Source organism: Pseudomonas sp. PDM21 (genome assembly GCF_014852505.2).
Lineage (GTDB): Bacteria > Pseudomonadota > Gammaproteobacteria > Pseudomonadales > Pseudomonadaceae > Pseudomonas.
This window is the reverse complement of sequence record NZ_CM181223.1, coordinates 839,706-857,499: the sequence shown is the minus strand read 5'-3', so window position 1 is coordinate 857,499 and position 17,794 is coordinate 839,706. Positions and strand designations below refer to the sequence as shown.

Annotated in this window: 18 protein-coding genes; 17 read left to right on the top strand and 1 reads right to left on the bottom strand. The window is 66.8% G+C overall.

From position 1 onward, the window contains the following. Positions 1-215: 215 nt before the first annotated feature. Positions 216-1,736, top strand: coding sequence for an acetaldehyde dehydrogenase ExaC (gene exaC / locus IB275_RS04195; RefSeq protein WP_081517256.1), 1,521 nt, complete (start codon positions 216-218; stop codon positions 1,734-1,736). Between the two features lie 294 nt (positions 1,737-2,030). On the opposite strand, the gene qhpR is transcribed toward exaC, so the two are convergent. Then, the gene (gene qhpR, locus IB275_RS04190; RefSeq protein WP_192290316.1) at positions 2,031-3,083 is read right to left on the bottom strand and encodes an AraC-like transcriptional regulator QhpR; all 1,053 of its coding nucleotides are present in this window, start codon (positions 3,081-3,083) and stop codon (positions 2,031-2,033) included. 363 nt (positions 3,084-3,446) lie between these two features. Between qhpR and eat the strand changes: the two genes are divergently transcribed. The 16 genes from eat (at position 3,447) to IB275_RS04110 (ending at position 17,754) form a co-directional block, all read left to right on the top strand. Next, positions 3,447-4,811, top strand: coding sequence for an ethanolamine permease (gene eat / locus IB275_RS04185; protein WP_081517254.1), 1,365 nt, complete (start codon positions 3,447-3,449; stop codon positions 4,809-4,811). 11 nt (positions 4,812-4,822) lie between these two features. Next, entirely contained in the window at positions 4,823-6,217 is a 1,395-nt protein-coding gene (locus IB275_RS04180; RefSeq protein ID WP_192290318.1) for an ethanolamine ammonia-lyase subunit EutB, read from the top strand. Between the two features lie 15 nt (positions 6,218-6,232). Beyond that, positions 6,233-7,030 (top strand): ethanolamine ammonia-lyase subunit EutC, encoded by a 798-nt coding sequence (gene eutC / locus IB275_RS04175; RefSeq protein ID WP_192290320.1) that lies wholly within the window; start codon positions 6,233-6,235, stop codon positions 7,028-7,030. A 335-nt stretch (positions 7,031-7,365) separates the two neighbouring features. Next, a complete protein-coding gene (locus tag IB275_RS04170; RefSeq protein ID WP_081517245.1) occupies positions 7,366-7,830 on the top strand; it encodes a GNAT family N-acetyltransferase in 465 nt (154 codons plus the stop codon). A 101-nt stretch (positions 7,831-7,931) separates the two neighbouring features. Next, positions 7,932-8,816 carry a substrate-binding periplasmic protein gene (locus IB275_RS04165; protein ID WP_192290322.1) on the top strand — a complete coding sequence of 295 codons (885 nt, stop codon included), beginning with the start codon at positions 7,932-7,934 and terminating at the stop codon, positions 8,814-8,816. Positions 8,817-9,001: 185 nt separating this feature from the next. Further along, positions 9,002-9,661: a DedA family protein gene (locus IB275_RS04160; protein WP_192290324.1), complete on the top strand. Its 660-nt coding sequence runs from the start codon at positions 9,002-9,004 to the stop codon at positions 9,659-9,661. A gap of 7 nt (positions 9,662-9,668) precedes the next feature. Next, positions 9,669-10,487, top strand: coding sequence for a M90 family metallopeptidase (locus IB275_RS04155; RefSeq protein ID WP_192290326.1), 819 nt, complete (start codon positions 9,669-9,671; stop codon positions 10,485-10,487). Between the two features lie 80 nt (positions 10,488-10,567). Next, positions 10,568-11,098 (top strand): inorganic diphosphatase, encoded by a 531-nt coding sequence (ppa, locus tag IB275_RS04150; protein ID WP_081517241.1) that lies wholly within the window; start codon positions 10,568-10,570, stop codon positions 11,096-11,098. Positions 11,099-11,419: 321 nt separating this feature from the next. After that, positions 11,420-12,049 carry an START domain-containing protein gene (locus IB275_RS04145; protein WP_192290328.1) on the top strand — a complete coding sequence of 210 codons (630 nt, stop codon included), beginning with the start codon at positions 11,420-11,422 and terminating at the stop codon, positions 12,047-12,049. A gap of 127 nt (positions 12,050-12,176) precedes the next feature. Then, positions 12,177-12,422 (top strand): exodeoxyribonuclease VII small subunit, encoded by a 246-nt coding sequence (locus IB275_RS04140; protein WP_081517239.1) that lies wholly within the window; start codon positions 12,177-12,179, stop codon positions 12,420-12,422. Further along, positions 12,419-13,306 (top strand): (2E,6E)-farnesyl diphosphate synthase, encoded by an 888-nt coding sequence (gene ispA / locus IB275_RS04135; RefSeq protein WP_192290330.1) that lies wholly within the window; start codon positions 12,419-12,421, stop codon positions 13,304-13,306. Before IB275_RS04140 ends, ispA begins: the two co-directional genes overlap by 4 nt. 132 nt (positions 13,307-13,438) lie before the next feature. Beyond that, a complete protein-coding gene (locus IB275_RS04130) occupies positions 13,439-14,113 on the top strand; it encodes a GntR family transcriptional regulator (RefSeq protein ID WP_081517237.1) in 675 nt (224 codons plus the stop codon). A 114-nt stretch (positions 14,114-14,227) separates the two neighbouring features. Beyond that, positions 14,228-15,172, top strand: a complete 945-nt coding sequence (locus IB275_RS04125; protein ID WP_192290332.1) for a 4-hydroxyproline epimerase — start codon at positions 14,228-14,230, stop codon at positions 15,170-15,172. Further along, positions 15,169-16,281: an NAD(P)/FAD-dependent oxidoreductase gene (locus IB275_RS04120; protein ID WP_192290334.1), complete on the top strand. Its 1,113-nt coding sequence runs from the start codon at positions 15,169-15,171 to the stop codon at positions 16,279-16,281. The genes IB275_RS04125 and IB275_RS04120 overlap by 4 nt, the downstream gene beginning before the upstream one ends. Then, positions 16,274-16,510, top strand: a complete 237-nt coding sequence (locus IB275_RS04115; RefSeq protein WP_081517234.1) for a 2Fe-2S iron-sulfur cluster-binding protein — start codon at positions 16,274-16,276, stop codon at positions 16,508-16,510. The genes IB275_RS04120 and IB275_RS04115 overlap by 8 nt, the downstream gene beginning before the upstream one ends. Further along, on the top strand, positions 16,507-17,754 hold the full coding sequence (locus IB275_RS04110) for an NAD(P)/FAD-dependent oxidoreductase (RefSeq protein WP_192290335.1): 1,248 nt from the start codon (positions 16,507-16,509) through the stop codon (positions 17,752-17,754). The genes IB275_RS04115 and IB275_RS04110 overlap by 4 nt, the downstream gene beginning before the upstream one ends. Positions 17,755-17,794 lie beyond the last annotated feature (40 nt).

Genomic DNA, 17,794 nt, shown 5'->3' with positions numbered 1-17,794 from the left:
GCAACGCCTGGCCGACCGTCAGGTCACGACTGTCACGAAAACGGGACAAAGTGTCACGAGGCACTGTGCCAGAGGCGTAACAGCGCACTTTCCGGAGCATCACCAGCCACCCGCCCAGCCCATGCGCGGCGCGCCTTTCACTGGCATGGCCCGGCCCTTGCTCTACGCTTGTTCAACGTCCTCCCCAACAAGCACAAGACCCAGGAGATCCGACCATGCGTTATGCCCATCCCGGTAGCGAAGGCGCCATCGTTTCGTTCAAGGCGCGCTACGGCAACTACATCGGCGGCGAATTCGTCCCGCCGGTGAAGGGTCAGTACTTCACCAACACCTCGCCGGTGAACGGCCAGCCCATCGCCGAGTTCCCCCGCTCCACCGCCGAGGACATCGACAAGGCGCTGGACGCCGCCCACGCCGCCGCCGATGCCTGGGGCCGCACCTCGGTGCAGGACCGTTCGCTGGTGCTGCTGAAGATCGCCGACCGTATCGAACAGAACCTGGAACTGCTGGCCGTCACCGAGACCTGGGACAACGGCAAGCCGATCCGCGAAACCCTCAACGCCGACATCCCGCTGGCTGCCGACCACTTCCGCTACTTCGCCGGCTGCATCCGCGCGCAGGAAGGCAGCGCCGCCGAGATCAACGACAGCACTGTCGCGTACCACATCCACGAACCGCTGGGCGTGGTCGGGCAGATCATCCCGTGGAACTTCCCGCTGCTGATGGCGGCGTGGAAGCTCGCCCCGGCACTGGCCGCCGGCAACTGCATCGTGCTCAAGCCGGCCGAGCAGACCCCGCTGGGCATCTGCGTGCTGATGGAAGTAATCGGCGACCTGCTGCCCAAGGGCGTGCTCAACGTCGTCCAGGGCTTCGGCAAGGAAGCCGGTGAAGCGCTGGCCACCAGCAAGCGCATCGCCAAGATCGCCTTCACCGGCTCGACCCCGGTGGGCTCGCACATCCTCAAGTGCGCTGCCGAGAACATCATTCCGTCCACCGTGGAACTGGGCGGCAAGAGCCCGAACATCTACTTCGAAGACATCATGCAGGCCGAGCCGACCTTCATCGAGAAGGCCGCCGAGGGCCTGGTGCTGGCCTTCTTCAACCAGGGCGAGGTGTGCACCTGCCCCTCTCGCGCGCTGGTGCAGGAGTCCATCTACCCGCAGTTCATGGACGTGGTGATGAAGAAGGTGAAGGCCATCAAGCGCGGCGACCCGCTGGACACCGACACCATGGTCGGTGCCCAGGCCTCGCAGCAGCAGTACGAGAAGATCCTCTCCTACCTCGACATCGCCCAGCAGGAAGGCGCGCAGATCCTGGTCGGCGGCTCGGTCGAGAAGCTCGACGGCAACCTCTCCACCGGCTATTACATCCAGCCGACCCTGCTCAAGGGCAGCAACAAGATGCGCGTGTTCCAGGAGGAAATCTTCGGGCCGGTGGTGGGCGTCACCACCTTCAAGGATGAAGCCGAAGCGCTGGCGATCGCCAACGACACCGAGTACGGCCTGGGCGCGGGCGTCTGGACCCGCGACATCAACCGTGCATACCGCATGGGCCGTGGCATCAAGGCTGGCCGCGTGTGGACCAACTGCTACCACCTGTACCCGGCGCATGCTGCCTTCGGTGGCTACAAGAAATCCGGCGTGGGCCGCGAGACCCACAAGATGATGCTCGACCACTACCAGCAGACCAAGAACCTGCTGGTCAGCTACGACATCAACCCGCTGGGCTTCTTCTGAGTTTGTTCTGAGTCACCCGCCCGGCGCGAGCCGGGCACCTCCTCACATCGATCCTTGCGCGGCCCACGGGCCGCGCTTTTTTATGCCTGGGGGAAACTGGCCTCTCATGAAAGCCCGCGCCGGGGCTTCCCCTCTCCCCCGCCCTCTCCCTGAAGGGAGAGGGAGCAGATCGTGCCGGCTGACGATGTGGTTTCACCCAGCGCCGAACAGTCCCCTCTCCCTTCAGGGAGAGGGTTAGGGAGAGGGCAGCCCCTCGCGCAGGGTTTCATGTAGCGGGCCACACAATGGAAAGACTCAGCTGGCGTCGCTACGCCACTGCCGAGGGCTCACCCCGAACCACCGGCGGAAGGCGCGGGAAAACGCACTGGTCTCGGAATACCCCAGCAGCGGCGCCAACTCGGAGATCGGCCGCTGCGGCTGGCGCAGGTAGTGCAACGCCAGCTCACGGCGGGTGTTTTCCACCAGCTGACTGAAGCTCAGCCCGGCCTCGCGCAAGCGCCGCTGCAGGCCGGCGGTAGTGAGCTCCAGCTGCTCGGCAATGATCTCCAGCGACGGCTCGCCATCCGCCAACGCCAGGCGAATCTGCGTGCCGGCGTCCTCCACCAGATTGGGCGCACTGCCCTGCTCGCCCAGCCGACGGATGACGTCCTGCACCAGGAACAGCAAGTTGGCATCGCGCTCGGGCATCTGCCGGCCGTAGAGGTCGCGCTTGGGAATCAGCATCGAATTGCAGCCGCGCTGGAACAGCACCGGCGCATCGAACACCCGCCCGTGTTCCTGCCAGCCTTCCGGCCGAGCGTGCTCGAAGCTCACCGCACGCGGCGCCCACTCGGAGCCGAGCGCGTGGCGCATCAGGTTCAGCGCCATCCCTAAGGTCAGCTCGGCGTCCTGGCGGCGGTCAAGGATCGCGCCGTGGCGAACCTGGTAGTCGAAGCGATAGCACTCCCCGCAATCCACCAGGCGGATCAGGGTGTCGTGCTGGTGATAGGGGAAAGCGGCGGCGAAGTTCTTCAGCGCCTCTTCCAGCGTCTCCGAACACAGCCCGACGTAGCCCAGCAGGCCCAGCTCACGGGGGCGGAATTGCTCACCGTAGCGCAGCCCGAAGTTGTCGCAGCCCGACTGTCGCGCAGCCTCCTCCAGCACCTGGCAGTAGTTGGTCAGTGCCAGGCTCAGGGTCGGATGCAGCAGGCGCTCCGGGTCGATGCCGGCGCGACCGAAGACGCGGTCGATGTCGCCGCCCTGGTCGCCGATGAAGCGACCCAGGCCGCTGGCGGCAGCGGACAGCACGCCGATGTTGCTGGCCAGGGGCAGGCTCAGGCCGGACGGGGAAAACAGAGGCTGGCTCATGTCGGTTACCGATCTTGTTATGAGGTGCTCGGGGCACGTCGCACGCGGGAACAGGGAACGAGAAAACAAAGCAAATCCCATGCCTCGCCGATCCGTTACCAACGCCCCCCGACATGGCGCCACGCCTGGCCTGCAGCTGCCACAGCACGGGGCAGGCGGGCGATTTCCAGCACCAGAAGCGAGCACCGCGCGCACGGTGGGGCGATGGGTAACAACCAGTTGACTCTGCATGGCGAAAGCCGGTTCCAGCGGTCAAGTCTTGCGCGGCAGTGCGCCACTACCATCGAGTCTCAGGTATCCGTCCACGCCCCTGCGGCCCGCCCCACTTGCGGCCTATCCCTTGCGGAGAGAGGAATAACAACAATGAGCGCATCACAACTCAAACCAACGCTTGGCACCCTTCACCTCTGGGGGCTCGCCGTGGGCCTGGTGATCTCCGGCGAGTACTTCGGCTGGAGCTACGGCTGGGCCGCCGCCGGTACCCTGGGCTTCCTCGTCACCACGCTGATCGTCGCGGTGATGTACACCTGCTTCATCTTCAGCTACACCGAGCTGACCACCGCCATCCCCCACGCTGGCGGGCCCTTCGCCTATAGCCTGCGGGCGTTCGGCAAGACCGGCGGGATGATCGCCGGCATCGCCACCCTGATCGAGTTCGTCTTCGCCCCGCCGGCCATTGCCATGGCCATCGGCGCCTACCTCAACGTGCAGTTCCCCGGCCTCGATCCGAAGTGGGCGGCCACCGGCGCCTATGTGATCTTCATGACCCTGAACATCCTCGGCGTAAGCATCGCCGCCACCTTCGAACTGGTGGTGACCGTGCTGGCGGTGGCCGAGTTGCTGGTGTTCATGGGCGTGGTCGCACCGGGCTTCAGCTTCAGCAACTTCGTGCTCAATGGCTGGGCCGGCTCGGATGTATTCGGCTCCACCGCCATGGCCGGCATCTTCGCCGCAATCCCGTTCGCCATCTGGTTCTTCCTCGCCATCGAGGGCGCGGCCATGGCGGCCGAAGAGGCGAAAGACCCGAAACGCACCATTCCGCGCGCCTACATCGCCGGCATCCTGACCCTGGTGACCCTGGCCATCGGCGTGATGATCTTCGCCGGCGGCGTGGGTGACTGGCGCGCCCTGTCGAACATCAACGACCCGCTGCCGCAGGCGATGAAAGCCGTGGTGGGCAACAACTCCACCTGGATGCACATGCTGGTGTGGATCGGCCTGTTCGGCCTGGTGGCGAGCTTCCACGGCATCATCCTGGGTTACTCGCGGCAGTTCTTCGCGCTGGCCCGCGCCGGCTTCCTGCCGCGCAGCCTGGCCAAGCTGTCGCGCTTCCAGACTCCACACCGCGCCATCCTCGCCGGCGGCGCCGTAGGCATCGCGGCGATCTTCAGCGACGGCCTGATCAGCCTGCAGGGCATGACCCTGACGGCGGCGATGATCACCATGAGCGTGTTCGGCGCCATCGTCATGTACATCATGAGCATGTTCAGCCTGTTCAAGCTGCGCCGCAGCGAGCCGGACCTGGAGCGCAGCTTCCGCGCACCGGGCTACCCGGTGGTGCCGGCCATCGCGCTGGTCCTGGCGCTGGTCTGCCTGGCCGCCATGCTCTGGTTCAACAGCGTCATCGCCTCGGTGTTCCTGGTGCTGATGATCGGCGGCTGCTCCATCTGCAGCATCGTCATCAGCCTCAACCGCGGCACCGACGCATCGTTCGCCAGCCAGGGCTGAGGAGTAGCGCCATGTCCGGATTCGTCCACAGCGTCGGTGGCCAGACCTGGCGCTTCGACAGCCTGCGCGAGGTGATGGCCAAGGCCAGCCCGGCGCGCTCCGGCGACCGCCTCGCCGGGGTCGCCGCCGGCAGCGACGCCGAGCGCGTCGCCGCGCAGATGGCGCTGGCCGACATCCCGCTCAAGCACTTCCTCGACGAGGCGCTGATTCCCTACGAGAGCGACGAAGTCACCCGGCTGATCATCGACAGCCACGACCGCCAGGCCTTTGCGCCGGTCAGCCACCTCACGGTGGGCGGCCTGCGCGACTGGCTGCTCGGCGATGCCGCCGACGAAGCCAGCCTGCGCGCCCTGGCGCCCGGGCTGACACCGGAAATGGCAGCCGCGGTATCGAAGATCATGCGTGTGCAGGACCTGGTACTGGTCGCGCAGAAGATCCGCGTGGTCACCCGTTTCCGCAACACCATGGGGCTGCGCGGACGCATGTCCACACGGCTGCAGCCCAACCACCCGACGGACGATCCGGCCGGCATCGCCGCCAGCGTGCTCGACGGCCTGCTCTACGGCAACGGCGACGCCATGCTCGGCATCAACCCGGCCACCGACAGCCTGCAGTCGATCTGCACCCTGCTGGAGATGCTCGACGCGATCATCCAGCGCTACGAGATTCCCACCCAGTCCTGCGTGCTCACTCACGTCACCAGCTCCATCGAGGCGATCAATCGCGGCGCGCCGCTGGACCTGGTGTTCCAGTCCATCGCCGGCACCGAAGCGGCCAACGCCAGCTTCGGCGTGAGCCTGTCGATCCTCAAGGAAGGCTACGAGGCCGGTCTGTCGCAGAAGCGCGGGACGCTCGGCGACAACCTCATGTACTTCGAGACCGGCCAGGGCAGCGCGCTGTCGGCCAACGCCCACCACGGCGTCGACCAGCAGACCTGCGAGACCCGCGCCTACGCGGTGGCGCGGCATTTCAAGCCGTTCCTGGTGAACACCGTGGTCGGCTTCATCGGCCCGGAATACCTGTACAACGGCAAGCAGATCATCCGCGCCGGGCTGGAAGACCACTTCTGCGCCAAGCTGCTCGGCGTACCCATGGGTTGCGACATCTGCTACACCAACCACGCCGAGGCCGACCAGGACGACATGGACATGCTCCTGACCCTGCTGGGCGTGGCCGGCATCAATTTCATCATGGGCATCCCCGGCTCCGACGATGTGATGCTCAACTACCAGACCACCTCCTTCCACGACGCGCTCTACGCGCGCCAGACGCTGGGCCTGCGGCCAGCGCCGGAATTCGAAGCGTGGCTTGCGCGCATGGAAATCCTCCGCCAGCAGGATGGCCGCGTGCAGATGGCCGGCCAGCTTCCCGGCGCCTTCCGCCACGCGCTCGCGCAGCTGTCCTGAGTTGAGGAGTTTTCGATGAGCGACAGCTTCACCCCCAACCCCTGGCAGGAACTGCGTCGACTGACCGCCGCGCGCATCGCCCTGGGCCGCGCCGGCACCAGCCTGCCGACCGGCGCGCAACTGGACTTCCAGTTCGCCCATGCCCAGGCGCGCGACGCCGTGCACCTGCCCTTCGACCGCGAGGGCCTCGCCGCGCAACTGGCCGGACGCGGCCGCGCCACCTTGCTGCTGCACAGCGCTGCCGCCGACCGCGACACCTACCTGCAACGCCCTGACCTGGGCCGCCGGCTGAACGAGGAATCGGTGGAGACCCTGCGTCGCCACGCCGACCGCCACCCGCAGGGTTATGACCTGGCGGTGGTGATCGCCGACGGTCTCTCGTCGCTCGCGGTGCAACGTCACAGCCTGCCCCTGCTTCAGCGTATGGAGGAGCAGGCGCGCAACGAAGGCTGGAATCTTTCCCCGGTGGCGCTGGTGCAGCAGGGCCGGGTCGCCGTGGCCGACGAAGTCGCCGAGCTGCTGCGGGCGAAGATGGTGGTGATCCTGATCGGAGAGCGCCCCGGCCTGTCCTCGCCGGACAGCCTCGGCCTGTACTTCACCTGGGCGCCGAAGGTCGGCCTGAACGATGCCTACCGCAACTGCATCTCCAACGTGCGCCTGGAAGGCCTCAGCTACGGTCTCGCCACGCACCGGCTGCTGTATCTGATGCGCGAGGCCTGCCGCCGGCAGCTGTCGGGGGTGAACCTGAAGGACGAGGCGGAGTTGCCGACGCTGGAGGGCGGCGGGCCGGGGGCGAACTTCCTGCTGACCTGAAAGCAGCACGGGCGGCTCTTCGTAGGACCGAGGGGGCGCCTGGCCCTTGCTCGCGAACGGGTTTCCAGCAGCTCCGTCGCCGAGGCGGTTCGCGAGCAAGCTCGCTCCTACAGTCCGTCGCCCCCTGAACATTCCCCTGTCACCACCCCGCAAAACTTTCCAAGCAAGCTATCTCCTACAGCGTCTCAAGCCCCGTCTGCCAACCATTCCAGATCAAACGCTCGCTTGGATTGCGCTTTCAACAATTTCTAGTGCAGCATCGGACCAATGGCTATTCGCTGGCATAGCCCCTGCATCGCCATACCAGCCCACTCACCTCCCGCCGAGGCCCGCTTATGCGCATCGTGCAAGCCACGCTCGACCACCTCGATCTGCTCGCGCCGCTGTTCGTCAAATACCGTGAGTTCTACGGCATGCTCCCCTACCCCGAGTCTTCGCGGAAATTCCTCGAGAAGCGCCTGCGCCGCAAGGAATCGGTGATCTACCTGGCCCTGCCGGATGACGACGACAGCAAGCTGCTGGGCTTCTGCCAGCTCTACCCGAGCTACTCCTCGCTATCGCTCAAACGCGTATGGATCCTCAACGACATCTATGTCGCCGAAGAGGCTCGACGCCAGCTGGTCGCTGACCACCTGCTGCAGACCGCCCGGCAGATGGCCCGCGAGACCCAGGCCGTGCGCATGCGCGTGTCCACCAGCGTCAATAACGAAGTGGCGCAGAAGGTCTACGAGTCCATCGGTTTCCGCGAGGACAGCGAGTTCAAGAACTACATCCTGCCGATCAGCGACGATCTCAACTGAGGAGCTGATCCACGGTGCGGAGCGGCCCGCTGGCATCGGCGGGCCCGGCGCATTAGAGTGCAACCAGCGGAATCACCGCGGCCTCCGCATGAAGGGATCCCATGCGTATTTCCCTGCTTGTTCTGCGCACCGCCTGCCTCTGTCTCGCCTTCCTGGGCGCCAACGCCCAGGCCCAGACCCTGCGCATCGCCACCCTGGAATGGTCGCCCTACGTCGGCAGCGACCTGCCGGGCAACGGGCTGGCCAGCCGCATCCTGAACGAAGCCCTGGCGCTTAACGGCGACAAGGCAGAACTGGTCTTTCTGCCCTGGCAACGGGCCCTCAACGAATCCCGCGAGGGCCGTTTCGATGCACTGATGCCGGCCTACCTGTCGCCAGACCGCAGCCAGGACTTCTACACCTCGATGCCACTGCTGGACTCCCAGCTCGGCTTCTTCCGCCGCCGCGACCGCGCCCTGCCGATCAACCCGCGCGACCTCGACACTCTGCGACCCTACCGCATCGGCGTAGTGCGCGGTTACGTCAATCAAGAGCGCTTTGACGCCGCCGACTTCCTCAACAAGGACGTGGTGAGCAGCGACTGGCAGAACCTGGAAAAACTCCTGCGCGGGCGTATCGACCTGGCCGTGGTGGACCGCTACACCGGCTACCAGTTGCTCAGCCAGAACGCCCCGGCATTGCGCGAGCAACTCGAGTTCGTCGACCCTCCGCTGGAGATCAAGCCACTCTACGTGCTGGTGCCGAAGAAGCGCGCCGAAGGCGAAGCCCTGGCCGCCAGCCTCGATCGCGGCTTGCGCACCCTGCGCCGCAGCGGCCGTCTTCAGCAACTGATCGCCGAGGCACGTCTGGAAAGCGCGATGAACACCCGCGAAGTCGCTGCGCATCCGCTGGCCGAGCAGTTGCCGGCGACCAGCGACCAGCACGGGGCCACTCTGACTCCCCGGACGACAACGGACCTGCTGAGCTGGCAGGCGAGCCTGCTCTAGGGCCGTGCGCCGGGCATTTGTCACAAGGCATTGCCGCGTTCACAGCGACAGGATTTTCACGCAGAAGCTGTAATATCCTCCCGCGGACCTCCGTCGCAGGATTCGACGGAGCGCGCCCCCGGCAGCCCGGCCGCGCCTTATAATGGGCGGCCCGGCCGTTCACCTTGTTGTCAGACAGGCTTCTCATGGAATTCAACCCGATCGACCTGATTCTCCACCTCGACACCTACCTGTCGCTGGCGGTGGCCAACTATGGCACCTGGATCTACGCCATCCTCTTCCTGGTGATCTTCTGCGAGACCGGCCTGGTGGTGACACCCTTCCTGCCGGGCGACTCCCTGCTCTTCATCGCCGGCGCCATCTGCGCCGCGGGCGGCATGGACCCGTGGATGCTCGGCGGCCTGCTGCTGCTCGCGGCGATCAGCGGTGACAGCACCAACTACGTGATCGGCCGAACCCTGGGCAAACGCCTGTTCAGCAACCCGGACTCGAAAGTCTTCCGCCGCGACTACCTGGACCAGACCCACGCCTTCTACGAACGCCACGGCGGCAAGACCGTGACCCTGGCGCGCTTCCTGCCCATCGTGCGGACCTTCGCCCCCTTCGTCGCCGGCATGGCCTACATGCCCTATGCGCGCTTCCTGTTCTTCAGCGTGGCCGGCAGCATCGCCTGGGTCGGCGGCCTGGTCACCCTGGGCTTCTTCTTCGGCAATGTGCCGTTCATCAAGCAGAACCTCTCGGTGATGATCGTCGCCATCATCGCCTTCTCCCTGGTGCCCATGCTGATCGGTTTCATCCGCCACAAGATGCGCCCCTCGGCCAAGGCCCAGCCCGGCGAGCACTGATCCGCCCATGTGGTCGTTCAGCGCCTGGCGCCGCCGGCGCTTCCTCGCCCGCTATCCGCTTGACGCAGAGCTGTGGGCGCAGGTGCGCGGGCACCTGCCGATCCTCGACGGTCTGAGCGAAGAAGAGCTGCGCCGGCTCGGCGAGCGGGCGCTGCTGTTCCTGCGCGACAAGCGCCTCTCGCCACTGCCGGGCATCGAACTGGACGACTACCGCCGCCTGCTGCTGGCCACCCAGGCAGAATTACCACTGCTGCACCTGCCGGACCTGAACTGGTACGGCGGCTTCCATGAGCTGGTCCTGTATCCCGACGACTTCGTCAGCCCGCAGAAGCACCGCGACCCGGCGGGCGTCATGCACGAATTCGACGACGAGCGCGCCGGTGAGACCTCGTTGCAGGGCCCGGTGATTCTCGCCTGGCCCGGCGTGGAAAACGGCGGTGGCTGGGATGCCTATAACCTGGTGATCCACGAACTGGCCCACAAGCTCGACATGCTCAATGGCGATGCCAACGGCATGCCACCGCTGCACCGCGACATGCGCGTCGCCGACTGGGCCGCCGCCATGCAGACCGCCTACGACGACCTGAACCGCCAGCTCGACCACAATCCGCAGGCGCACACCGCCATCGACCCGTACGCGGCGGAAAATCCGGCCGAGTTCTTTGCCGTCACCAGCGAGTACTTCTTTACCGCTCCGGACCTCCTTTGGGCGGCCTATCCCAAAGTCTATGAACAGCTTTCGCTGTTCTACCGGCAAGATCCGCTCTCGCGCCTGCACAAGCTTCAGGCCGATCACCCCGAATATCAGGAAACTCAGGCGCACTAGGCGATGTCTGTGGCTTGGACACGGCAATCTGCCTATAATCCGCCGCACTTTTTCGGCCCGACCACTATCTGGAGTCGTCCATGAGCTACAGCAGCATCCCGGCTGGCAAAGACCTGCCGAACGACATTTACGTCGCCATCGAGATCCCGGCCAACCACGCGCCGATCAAGTACGAAATCGACAAGGACACCGACTGCCTGTTCGTCGACCGTTTCATGGCCACCCCGATGTTCTACCCGGCCAACTACGGTTTCATCCCGAACACCCTGGCCGACGACGGTGACCCCCTGGACGTGCTGGTCGTTACCCCGTACCCGGTCGCTCCGGGTTCCGTGATCCGCGCCCGTCCGGTTGGCGTGCTGAACATGAGCGACGAAGCCGGCGGCGACGCCAAGCTGATCGCCGTGCCGCACGACAAGCTGAGCGTGCTGTACCACGACGTGAAGGAATACACTGACCTGCCGGCCCTGCTGCTGGAGCAGATCAAGCACTTCTTCGAGAACTACAAGGATCTCGAGAAGGGCAAGTGGGTGAAGGTCGAAGGCTGGGGCGACACCGCCCAGGCTCACGACTACATCAACAAGGCCGTCGCTGCCTTCCAGGCCAAGTGATGGTGGCGCGGGTGACCGCGCCGTGAAGAGCCCCGCCCAGGCGGGGCTTTTTCATGACTGGGATTAGGCTTTTCGTCCCGACTTTGCTACCATCTTCGCCCCGCACGCAGCTCGCTGCGCTGCCACAGAATCAAGGCGGTCCGCCCTACCAGAAGTAAGGTTGGACCACCCCCTGAAAGCCGGCCACAAGCCGGCTTTTCTAATGCCTGTGATTTGCACTCGCGCAGCCTGCGCAATCCCCCGCCAGACCGCTCGCCGGCCAATGCGCCGCTGTCACGGGCCAGGCATAAGATCGGACTATTCCCCCGCCGGTCCGCTGTCATGAAACGCTCGCCGCCCCTGCTGCTCGCCCTGCTGCTGACTGCCCCCGCGCTTGCCCAGGCGCAGGCGGCGGACTGGAAGCTGGCCAAGGACCAGGACGGTGTGCAGGTCTACCTGAGCGACGTACCCGGCTCGCGCTACAAGAGCTTCCGTGGCGTGACGCTGGTGAGGGCCGACGTTGCCACCCTCGGTCACCTGCAGGAGAACCTGCGGGTCTCCTGCGCCTGGCTGTACTCCTGTGCGCAGATGCGCCTGCTCAAGTACAGCGACGAAGCCATCTGGGTCTACCTCGACACCAAGCTCCCCTGGCCCGCCGCTCCACGCGACCTGGTGTTGAGGGTGAGCACCGAGGAAACCCCGGACGGCGGCATGATCCGCCACCTGCAGGCCGCTCCGGACTATATCCCGCCGGTGAAGGACCGCATCCGTGTGCCCAGCGTCTCCGGCACCTGGCAAATGGTCCCCAAGGGCCCGAAGCTCACCGAGGTCACCTATGAAATGCGCGGAGAGCCCGGGGGCAGCGTGCCGTCCTGGCTGGCGAACCAGTTCGTGGTGGACGCTCCCTTCGAGTCGCTGCGCATGCTGAAAGTGGTGGCCGAGCACCAGGGCGTCCGCGACGGCGGCTACTAGAAAAGCAGTCCGAAAGTACCGCTGGCTGCACTTGCACCATCGCCGGCCGCCTGGCCGAAGATTTGCCCGCAAGGCCCGTCTCTGCTAGTGTCGCGAGGTTTCCGAATACCCCCGCCGAGATGTCCGCATGGCCCGCAAGAAAGCTTCCCTCGACTTCGAACAGTCCCTCGCCGAGCTGCAAACGCTGGTGGAGCGCCTGGAAAGCGGCGAGCTGTCGCTGGAGGACTCGCTGGGTGCCTTCGAGCAGGGCATCCGTCTGACCCGCGACTGCCAGGCAGCGCTGACGCAGGCGGAGCAGAAGGTGCAGATCCTGCTGGAACGCGACGGCGAGCTGAGCGAAGCGCCCTTCGATCCGGAAGGCGACGACGCATGATCGCTGCGTACCAGGCGCGCTGCACGGCGCGTGTCGATGCTGCGCTGGAAAAACTCTTCGTCGCCCCCCGTGAAGAACTCACCCGTATCTATGCCGCCATGCGCTACAGCGTGGTCAACGGCGGCAAGCGCGTGCGTCCGCTGCTGGCCTACGCGGCCTGTGAAGCCCTGGGTGGCGAGGCCGAACGCGCCGATGGCGCGGCCTGCGCGGTGGAGCTGATCCACGCCTATTCCCTCGTGCATGACGACCTGCCGGCCATGGACGACGATGACCTGCGCCGCGGCCAGCCGACCACCCACATCGCCTTCGACGAAGCCTGCGCGATCCTTGCCGGCGACGGCCTGCAGGCGCTGGCGTTCGAGGTGATAGGTAACGCACAACTCAATCCACAGGATGCCCAGACCCGTCTGGACATGCTGCTGGCCCTGACCCGCGCCGCCGGTTCCGCCGGCATGGTGGGCGGCCAGGCCATCGACCTGGAGTCCGTCGGCCGCAAGATCGACCAGGCAGCGCTGGAGACCATGCACCGGCACAAGACCGGCGCGCTGATCGAAGCCAGCGTGCAGCTTGGCGCCCTCGCCAGCGGCCGCGCCAACGCAGACTCCCTGGACGCGCTGCGCCGCTACGCCGAGGCCATCGGCCTCGCATTCCAGGTGCAGGACGACATCCTCGACGTGGAAAGCGACACCGCGACCCTCGGCAAGACCCAGGGCAAGGACCAGGCCCACGACAAGCCGACCTACCCCGCTCTGCTCGGTCTCGACGCTGCCAAGGCCTACGCCCTGGCCCTGCGCGACCAGGCGCTGGCCGCGCTGGAAGGTTTCGGCGACAACGCCGAGCCGCTGCGCGCCCTCGCCCGCTACATCGTCGAACGCCGCAACTGATCCCTCCGGCACGCGCATTGCGTGTGCAAATCCCCCGAGTCCCCCATTGCGATGACCGCTTGCCGGTGCTTCACTGCATCGTAGGGATTTCGTATACCATATCCGACAACAGCCACCTGACCGGACAGCATCGTGCCGCTACGCAACGCTCCCAACCTGGGTATCGTCCCCTCCGCCTCGGAGACCATCGCCAAGCACCTGCGCGAAGCGATCATTTCCGGCCAGATGGCGGAACACGAGCCGATCCGCCAGGACGACATCGCGCAGATCTTCAACGTCAGCAAGATCCCCGTGCGCGAGGCGCTCAAGCGCCTGGAAGCCGAAGGCCTGGTGGAGTTCCAGCGCAACAAGGGCGCGCTGGTGACGAAGATTTCCGAGCCGGAACTGGCACAGATGTTCGAGGTGCGCGTGGTGCTGGAAGTCCAGGCGCTGCGCCTGGCGATCCCCAATATGAGCGCGCAGACCTTCGCCCGCGCCGAGAGCATCTGTGCCGAGTTCGTCGGCGAGGATGACATCGGCCGCTGGGCCGAACTGAACTGGGAGCTGCATGCCTGCCTCTACGAACCGGCGCAACGGCCCTACCTGGTCGGACTGATCCGCTCGATCCACGACAAGGTGGAACGCTACCTGCGCCTGCAGATGAGCATGTCCGACGGCAAGGAACGCGCCGACCACGAGCACCACGACATCCTCGACGCCTGCCGCGCTGGCGACGCCGACCGCGCCGCACGTCTGCTGGAAGAGCACATCAACGGCGTCTGCCGCACGCTCTACGAGCACCTGCCGAACCGGCCGACCCCGAGCTGATCACCTAAAGGCACGCTGTGCCGATTTCATCATCGGCCCGGCGGAAAACCCTCAAGCTGTAATTCCCGCCCCGCGCCACCCTAGGGTCAACAACAAGACACCCCAGGGGGCAGCATGAAACGCATCCAGGTTCTCGATTCCCACACCGGCGGCGAACCCACGCGCCTGGTGCTCGAAGGCTTTCCCGATCTGGGCAAGGGCAGCATGGCCGAGCGCCGCGCGCTGCTGGCCGAGCAGCACGACAGCTGGCGCGCCGCGACCGTGCTGGAGCCGCGTGGCAGCGACGTGCTGGTCGGCGCGCTGCTCTGCGAGCCGGTAGACCCGAGCGCCTGCGCCGGGGTGATTTTCTTCAACAACACCGGCTACCTGGGCATGTGCGGCCACGGCACCATCGGCCTGGTGGTCTCGCTGGCGCACCTGGGGCGCATCGGCCCCGGCACGCACAGGATCGAGACGCCGGTGGGCACCGTCGAAGCGACCCTGCACGATGACCGCTCGGTGAGCGTGCGCAACGTTCCCGCCTACCGCTACCGCAAGCAGGTGCCGCTGCAAGTGCCCGGCCATGGGCTGGTGCACGGCGACATAGCCTGGGGCGGCAACTGGTTCTTCCTGATCTCCGATCACGGCCTGCGCGTCGCCGGCGACAACCTCGATGAGCTGACCGCCTACACCGTCGCCGTGCAGAAGGCGCTGGAAGACCAGGGCATCCGTGGCGAAGACGGCGGGCTGATCGACCACATCGAACTGTTCGCCGACGATCCCGAAGCGGACAGCCGCAACTACGTGCTCTGCCCCGGCAAGGCCTACGACCGCTCGCCCTGCGGTACCGGCACCAGCGCCAAGCTGGCGTGCCTGGCCGCCGACGGCAAGCTCGCCGCCGGCGACGCCTGGCGCCAGGCCAGCGTGATCGGCAGCCAGTTCGAAGGGCGCTTCGAGTGGATCGGAGAACCCTCCGAGGGCCGCATCATCCCGACCATCCGTGGGCGCGCCAACCTCAGCGCCGAGGCCACCCTGCTGCTGGAAGAGGACGACCCCTTCGCCTGGGGCATCCGCCCGTGAACGATGCCGATATCATCGTCATCGGCGCCGGCATAGTCGGCGCCGCCTGCGCCCACGCCCTCGCCCGTCGCGGGCTGGACGTGCTGGTGCTGGACGCGCGCCTGCCCGGCGCCACCGCCGTCGGCATGGGCCACCTGCTGGTCCTCGACGACAACGCCGCCGAACTGGCGCTGAGCAACTACTCGCTGCAACGCTGGCGCGAGTGGGGCCACGACATGCCCGCCGAATGCGCCTACCGCAGCAACGGCACGCTGTGGCTGGCCGCCAATGATGAAGAGATGGCCGAAGCGGAACGCAAGTTCGCCGTCCTGCGCGAGCACGGCGTCGCCGCCAGACTACTGAACAACGCCGAGCTGCAGCAGGACGAACCCGAGCTGCGCAAGGACCTGCACGGCGGGCTGGAGATCACTGGCGACGGCATCCTCTACGCACCGCGCGCCGCTGCCTGGCTGCTGGAATCGGCGCTGAAACCGATCCGTCAGCGCCAGGCGAAAGTGGTGGAAATCGACGAGCCCCGCGTGCGCCTCGACAACGGCCAGTGGCTGAGCGCCAAGGCCGTGGTGCTGGCCAACGGCATCCAGGCCGGCGAGCTGTGTCCCGGCCTGCCCATCGAGCCGAAGAAGGGCCACCTGCTGATCACCGACCGCTACCCCGGCAAAGTGCGCCGCACCCTGGTCGAGCTGGGCTACGTGACCAGCGCGCACAACGCCAGCGGCCCCTCGGTAGCCTGCAACATCCAGCCGCGCCCCACTGGCCAGCTGTTCATCGGCGCCTCGCGGCAGTTCGGCACCACCGACCCGCAGGTGGAAGGCTGGATGCTGGCGAAGATGCTGCGCCGCGCCGTCGACTACATGCCCGGCCTGGCCAACCTCAATGTGATTCGCAGCTGGGCCGGGTTCCGCGCCGCCAGCCCCGACGGCATGCCGCTGGTGGGCGAACACCCGCAGCGCCCCGGCCTGTGGCTGGCGGTCGGCCACGAAGGCCTGGGCGTGACCACCGCCCCCGGCACCGCTGACCTGCTCGCCGCGCAGCTGTGCGATGAGCCGCTGCCGCTGCCGGCCGAGCCCTATTCCCCGCGCCGCTTTCCTGGAGCCAACTCCCATGCCTGAGCTGATCCTCGACGGCCGCCCGCTGCGGGTCGCCGCCGGCACCACGGTCGCCGCCGCGCTCGCCCTGGGCGGTGACGGCACCACGCGCACTTCGGTCAGCGGCCAGCGTCGCGCGCCACTGTGCGGCATGGGCGTCTGCCAGGAATGCCGGGTGAGCATCGACGGCCAGCGCCGCCTGGCCTGCCAGACTCTGTGCCGAGACGGCATGCAGGTGGAGACCCGCCCATGAACGCTGCGGCCGATATCGTCATCATCGGCGCCGGCCCGGCCGGGCTGTCCGCCGCCCTCGCTGCCGCGCCCAGCGGCGCGAGCATCGTCATCCTCGACGACAACCCGCTGCCCGGTGGGCAGATCTGGCGCGACGGGCCCAATGCACACCTGCCGGGTACCGCCACCGAGCTACGCGAGCAAGTGGCTGCCTGCGCCAATATCAGGATTCACAACAACACGCGCGTGGTCGCGCTGGCCGGCGAGCGCGGCCTGCTGCTGGAGGATTTCGAGCGTGGCTGGCGGCTGGACTACCGCAAGCTGATCCTCTGCACCGGGGCGCGCGAATTGCTCCTGCCCTTCCCCGGCTGGACGCTGCCCGGCGTTACCGGCGCGGGCGGCCTGCAAGCGCTGGTCAAAGGCGGGCTACCGGTGGATGGGCAACGCGTGGTGATCGCAGGCAGCGGCCCGTTGCTGCTCGCCAGCGCCGCCACTGCCCGCGCCAACGGCGCAAAAATCCTGCGCATCGCCGAGCAGGCGTCCTGGCCCGCGCTCGCGCGTTTCGCCATGAAGCTGCCGCGCTGGCCGAACAAGCTGCTGCAGTCCTTCGGTCTGTATGACCCGGCCTACCGCGCCGGCAGCCATGTGGTCGCCGCCCTGGGTAGCGATCACCTGGAAGGCGTACGCATCAACCAGGGCGGCAAGCTGAGGGAAATCGCCTGCGACCTGCTGGCCTGCGGCTTTGGCCTGGTTCCCAACGTGCAGCTCGGCCAGGCGCTGGGGTGCGCGGTGGAAGACAGCGCGATCCGCGTCGATGCCTGGCAGGCGAGCAGCCGTGATGGCATCTATGCAGCGGGCGAATGCACCGGCTTCGGCGGCTCGGAGAAAGCCCTGGTGGAAGGTCGTATCGCCGGCCACGCCGCAGTGGGTGAGCACGACCGCGCGCGCGGGCTCTGGTCGCAGCGCCAGCGCTGGCAGGGCTTTGCCGACGCCCTGAAGCGCGACTTCGCCCTCGATCCGCGCCTGAACCAGTTGGCCCAGCCGGACACCCTCGTCTGCCGCTGCGAGGACGTTCCCTACTCGGCGCTGGCCGGCAAACCGGACTGGACCGCCGCCAAGCTCGCCAGCCGCTGCGGCATGGGCGCCTGCCAGGGCCGCGTGTGCGGCGCAGCGGCGAAGCAACTGTTCGGCTGGCAACCGCCGGCCCCGCGCCCGCCCTTCAGCCCGGCGCGGGTGGAAACCCTGTTGCAGCTGGCCGAAGACTGAAGACTGCGCCTGTCCCGTAGGGCGGATAACGCCTTTGGCG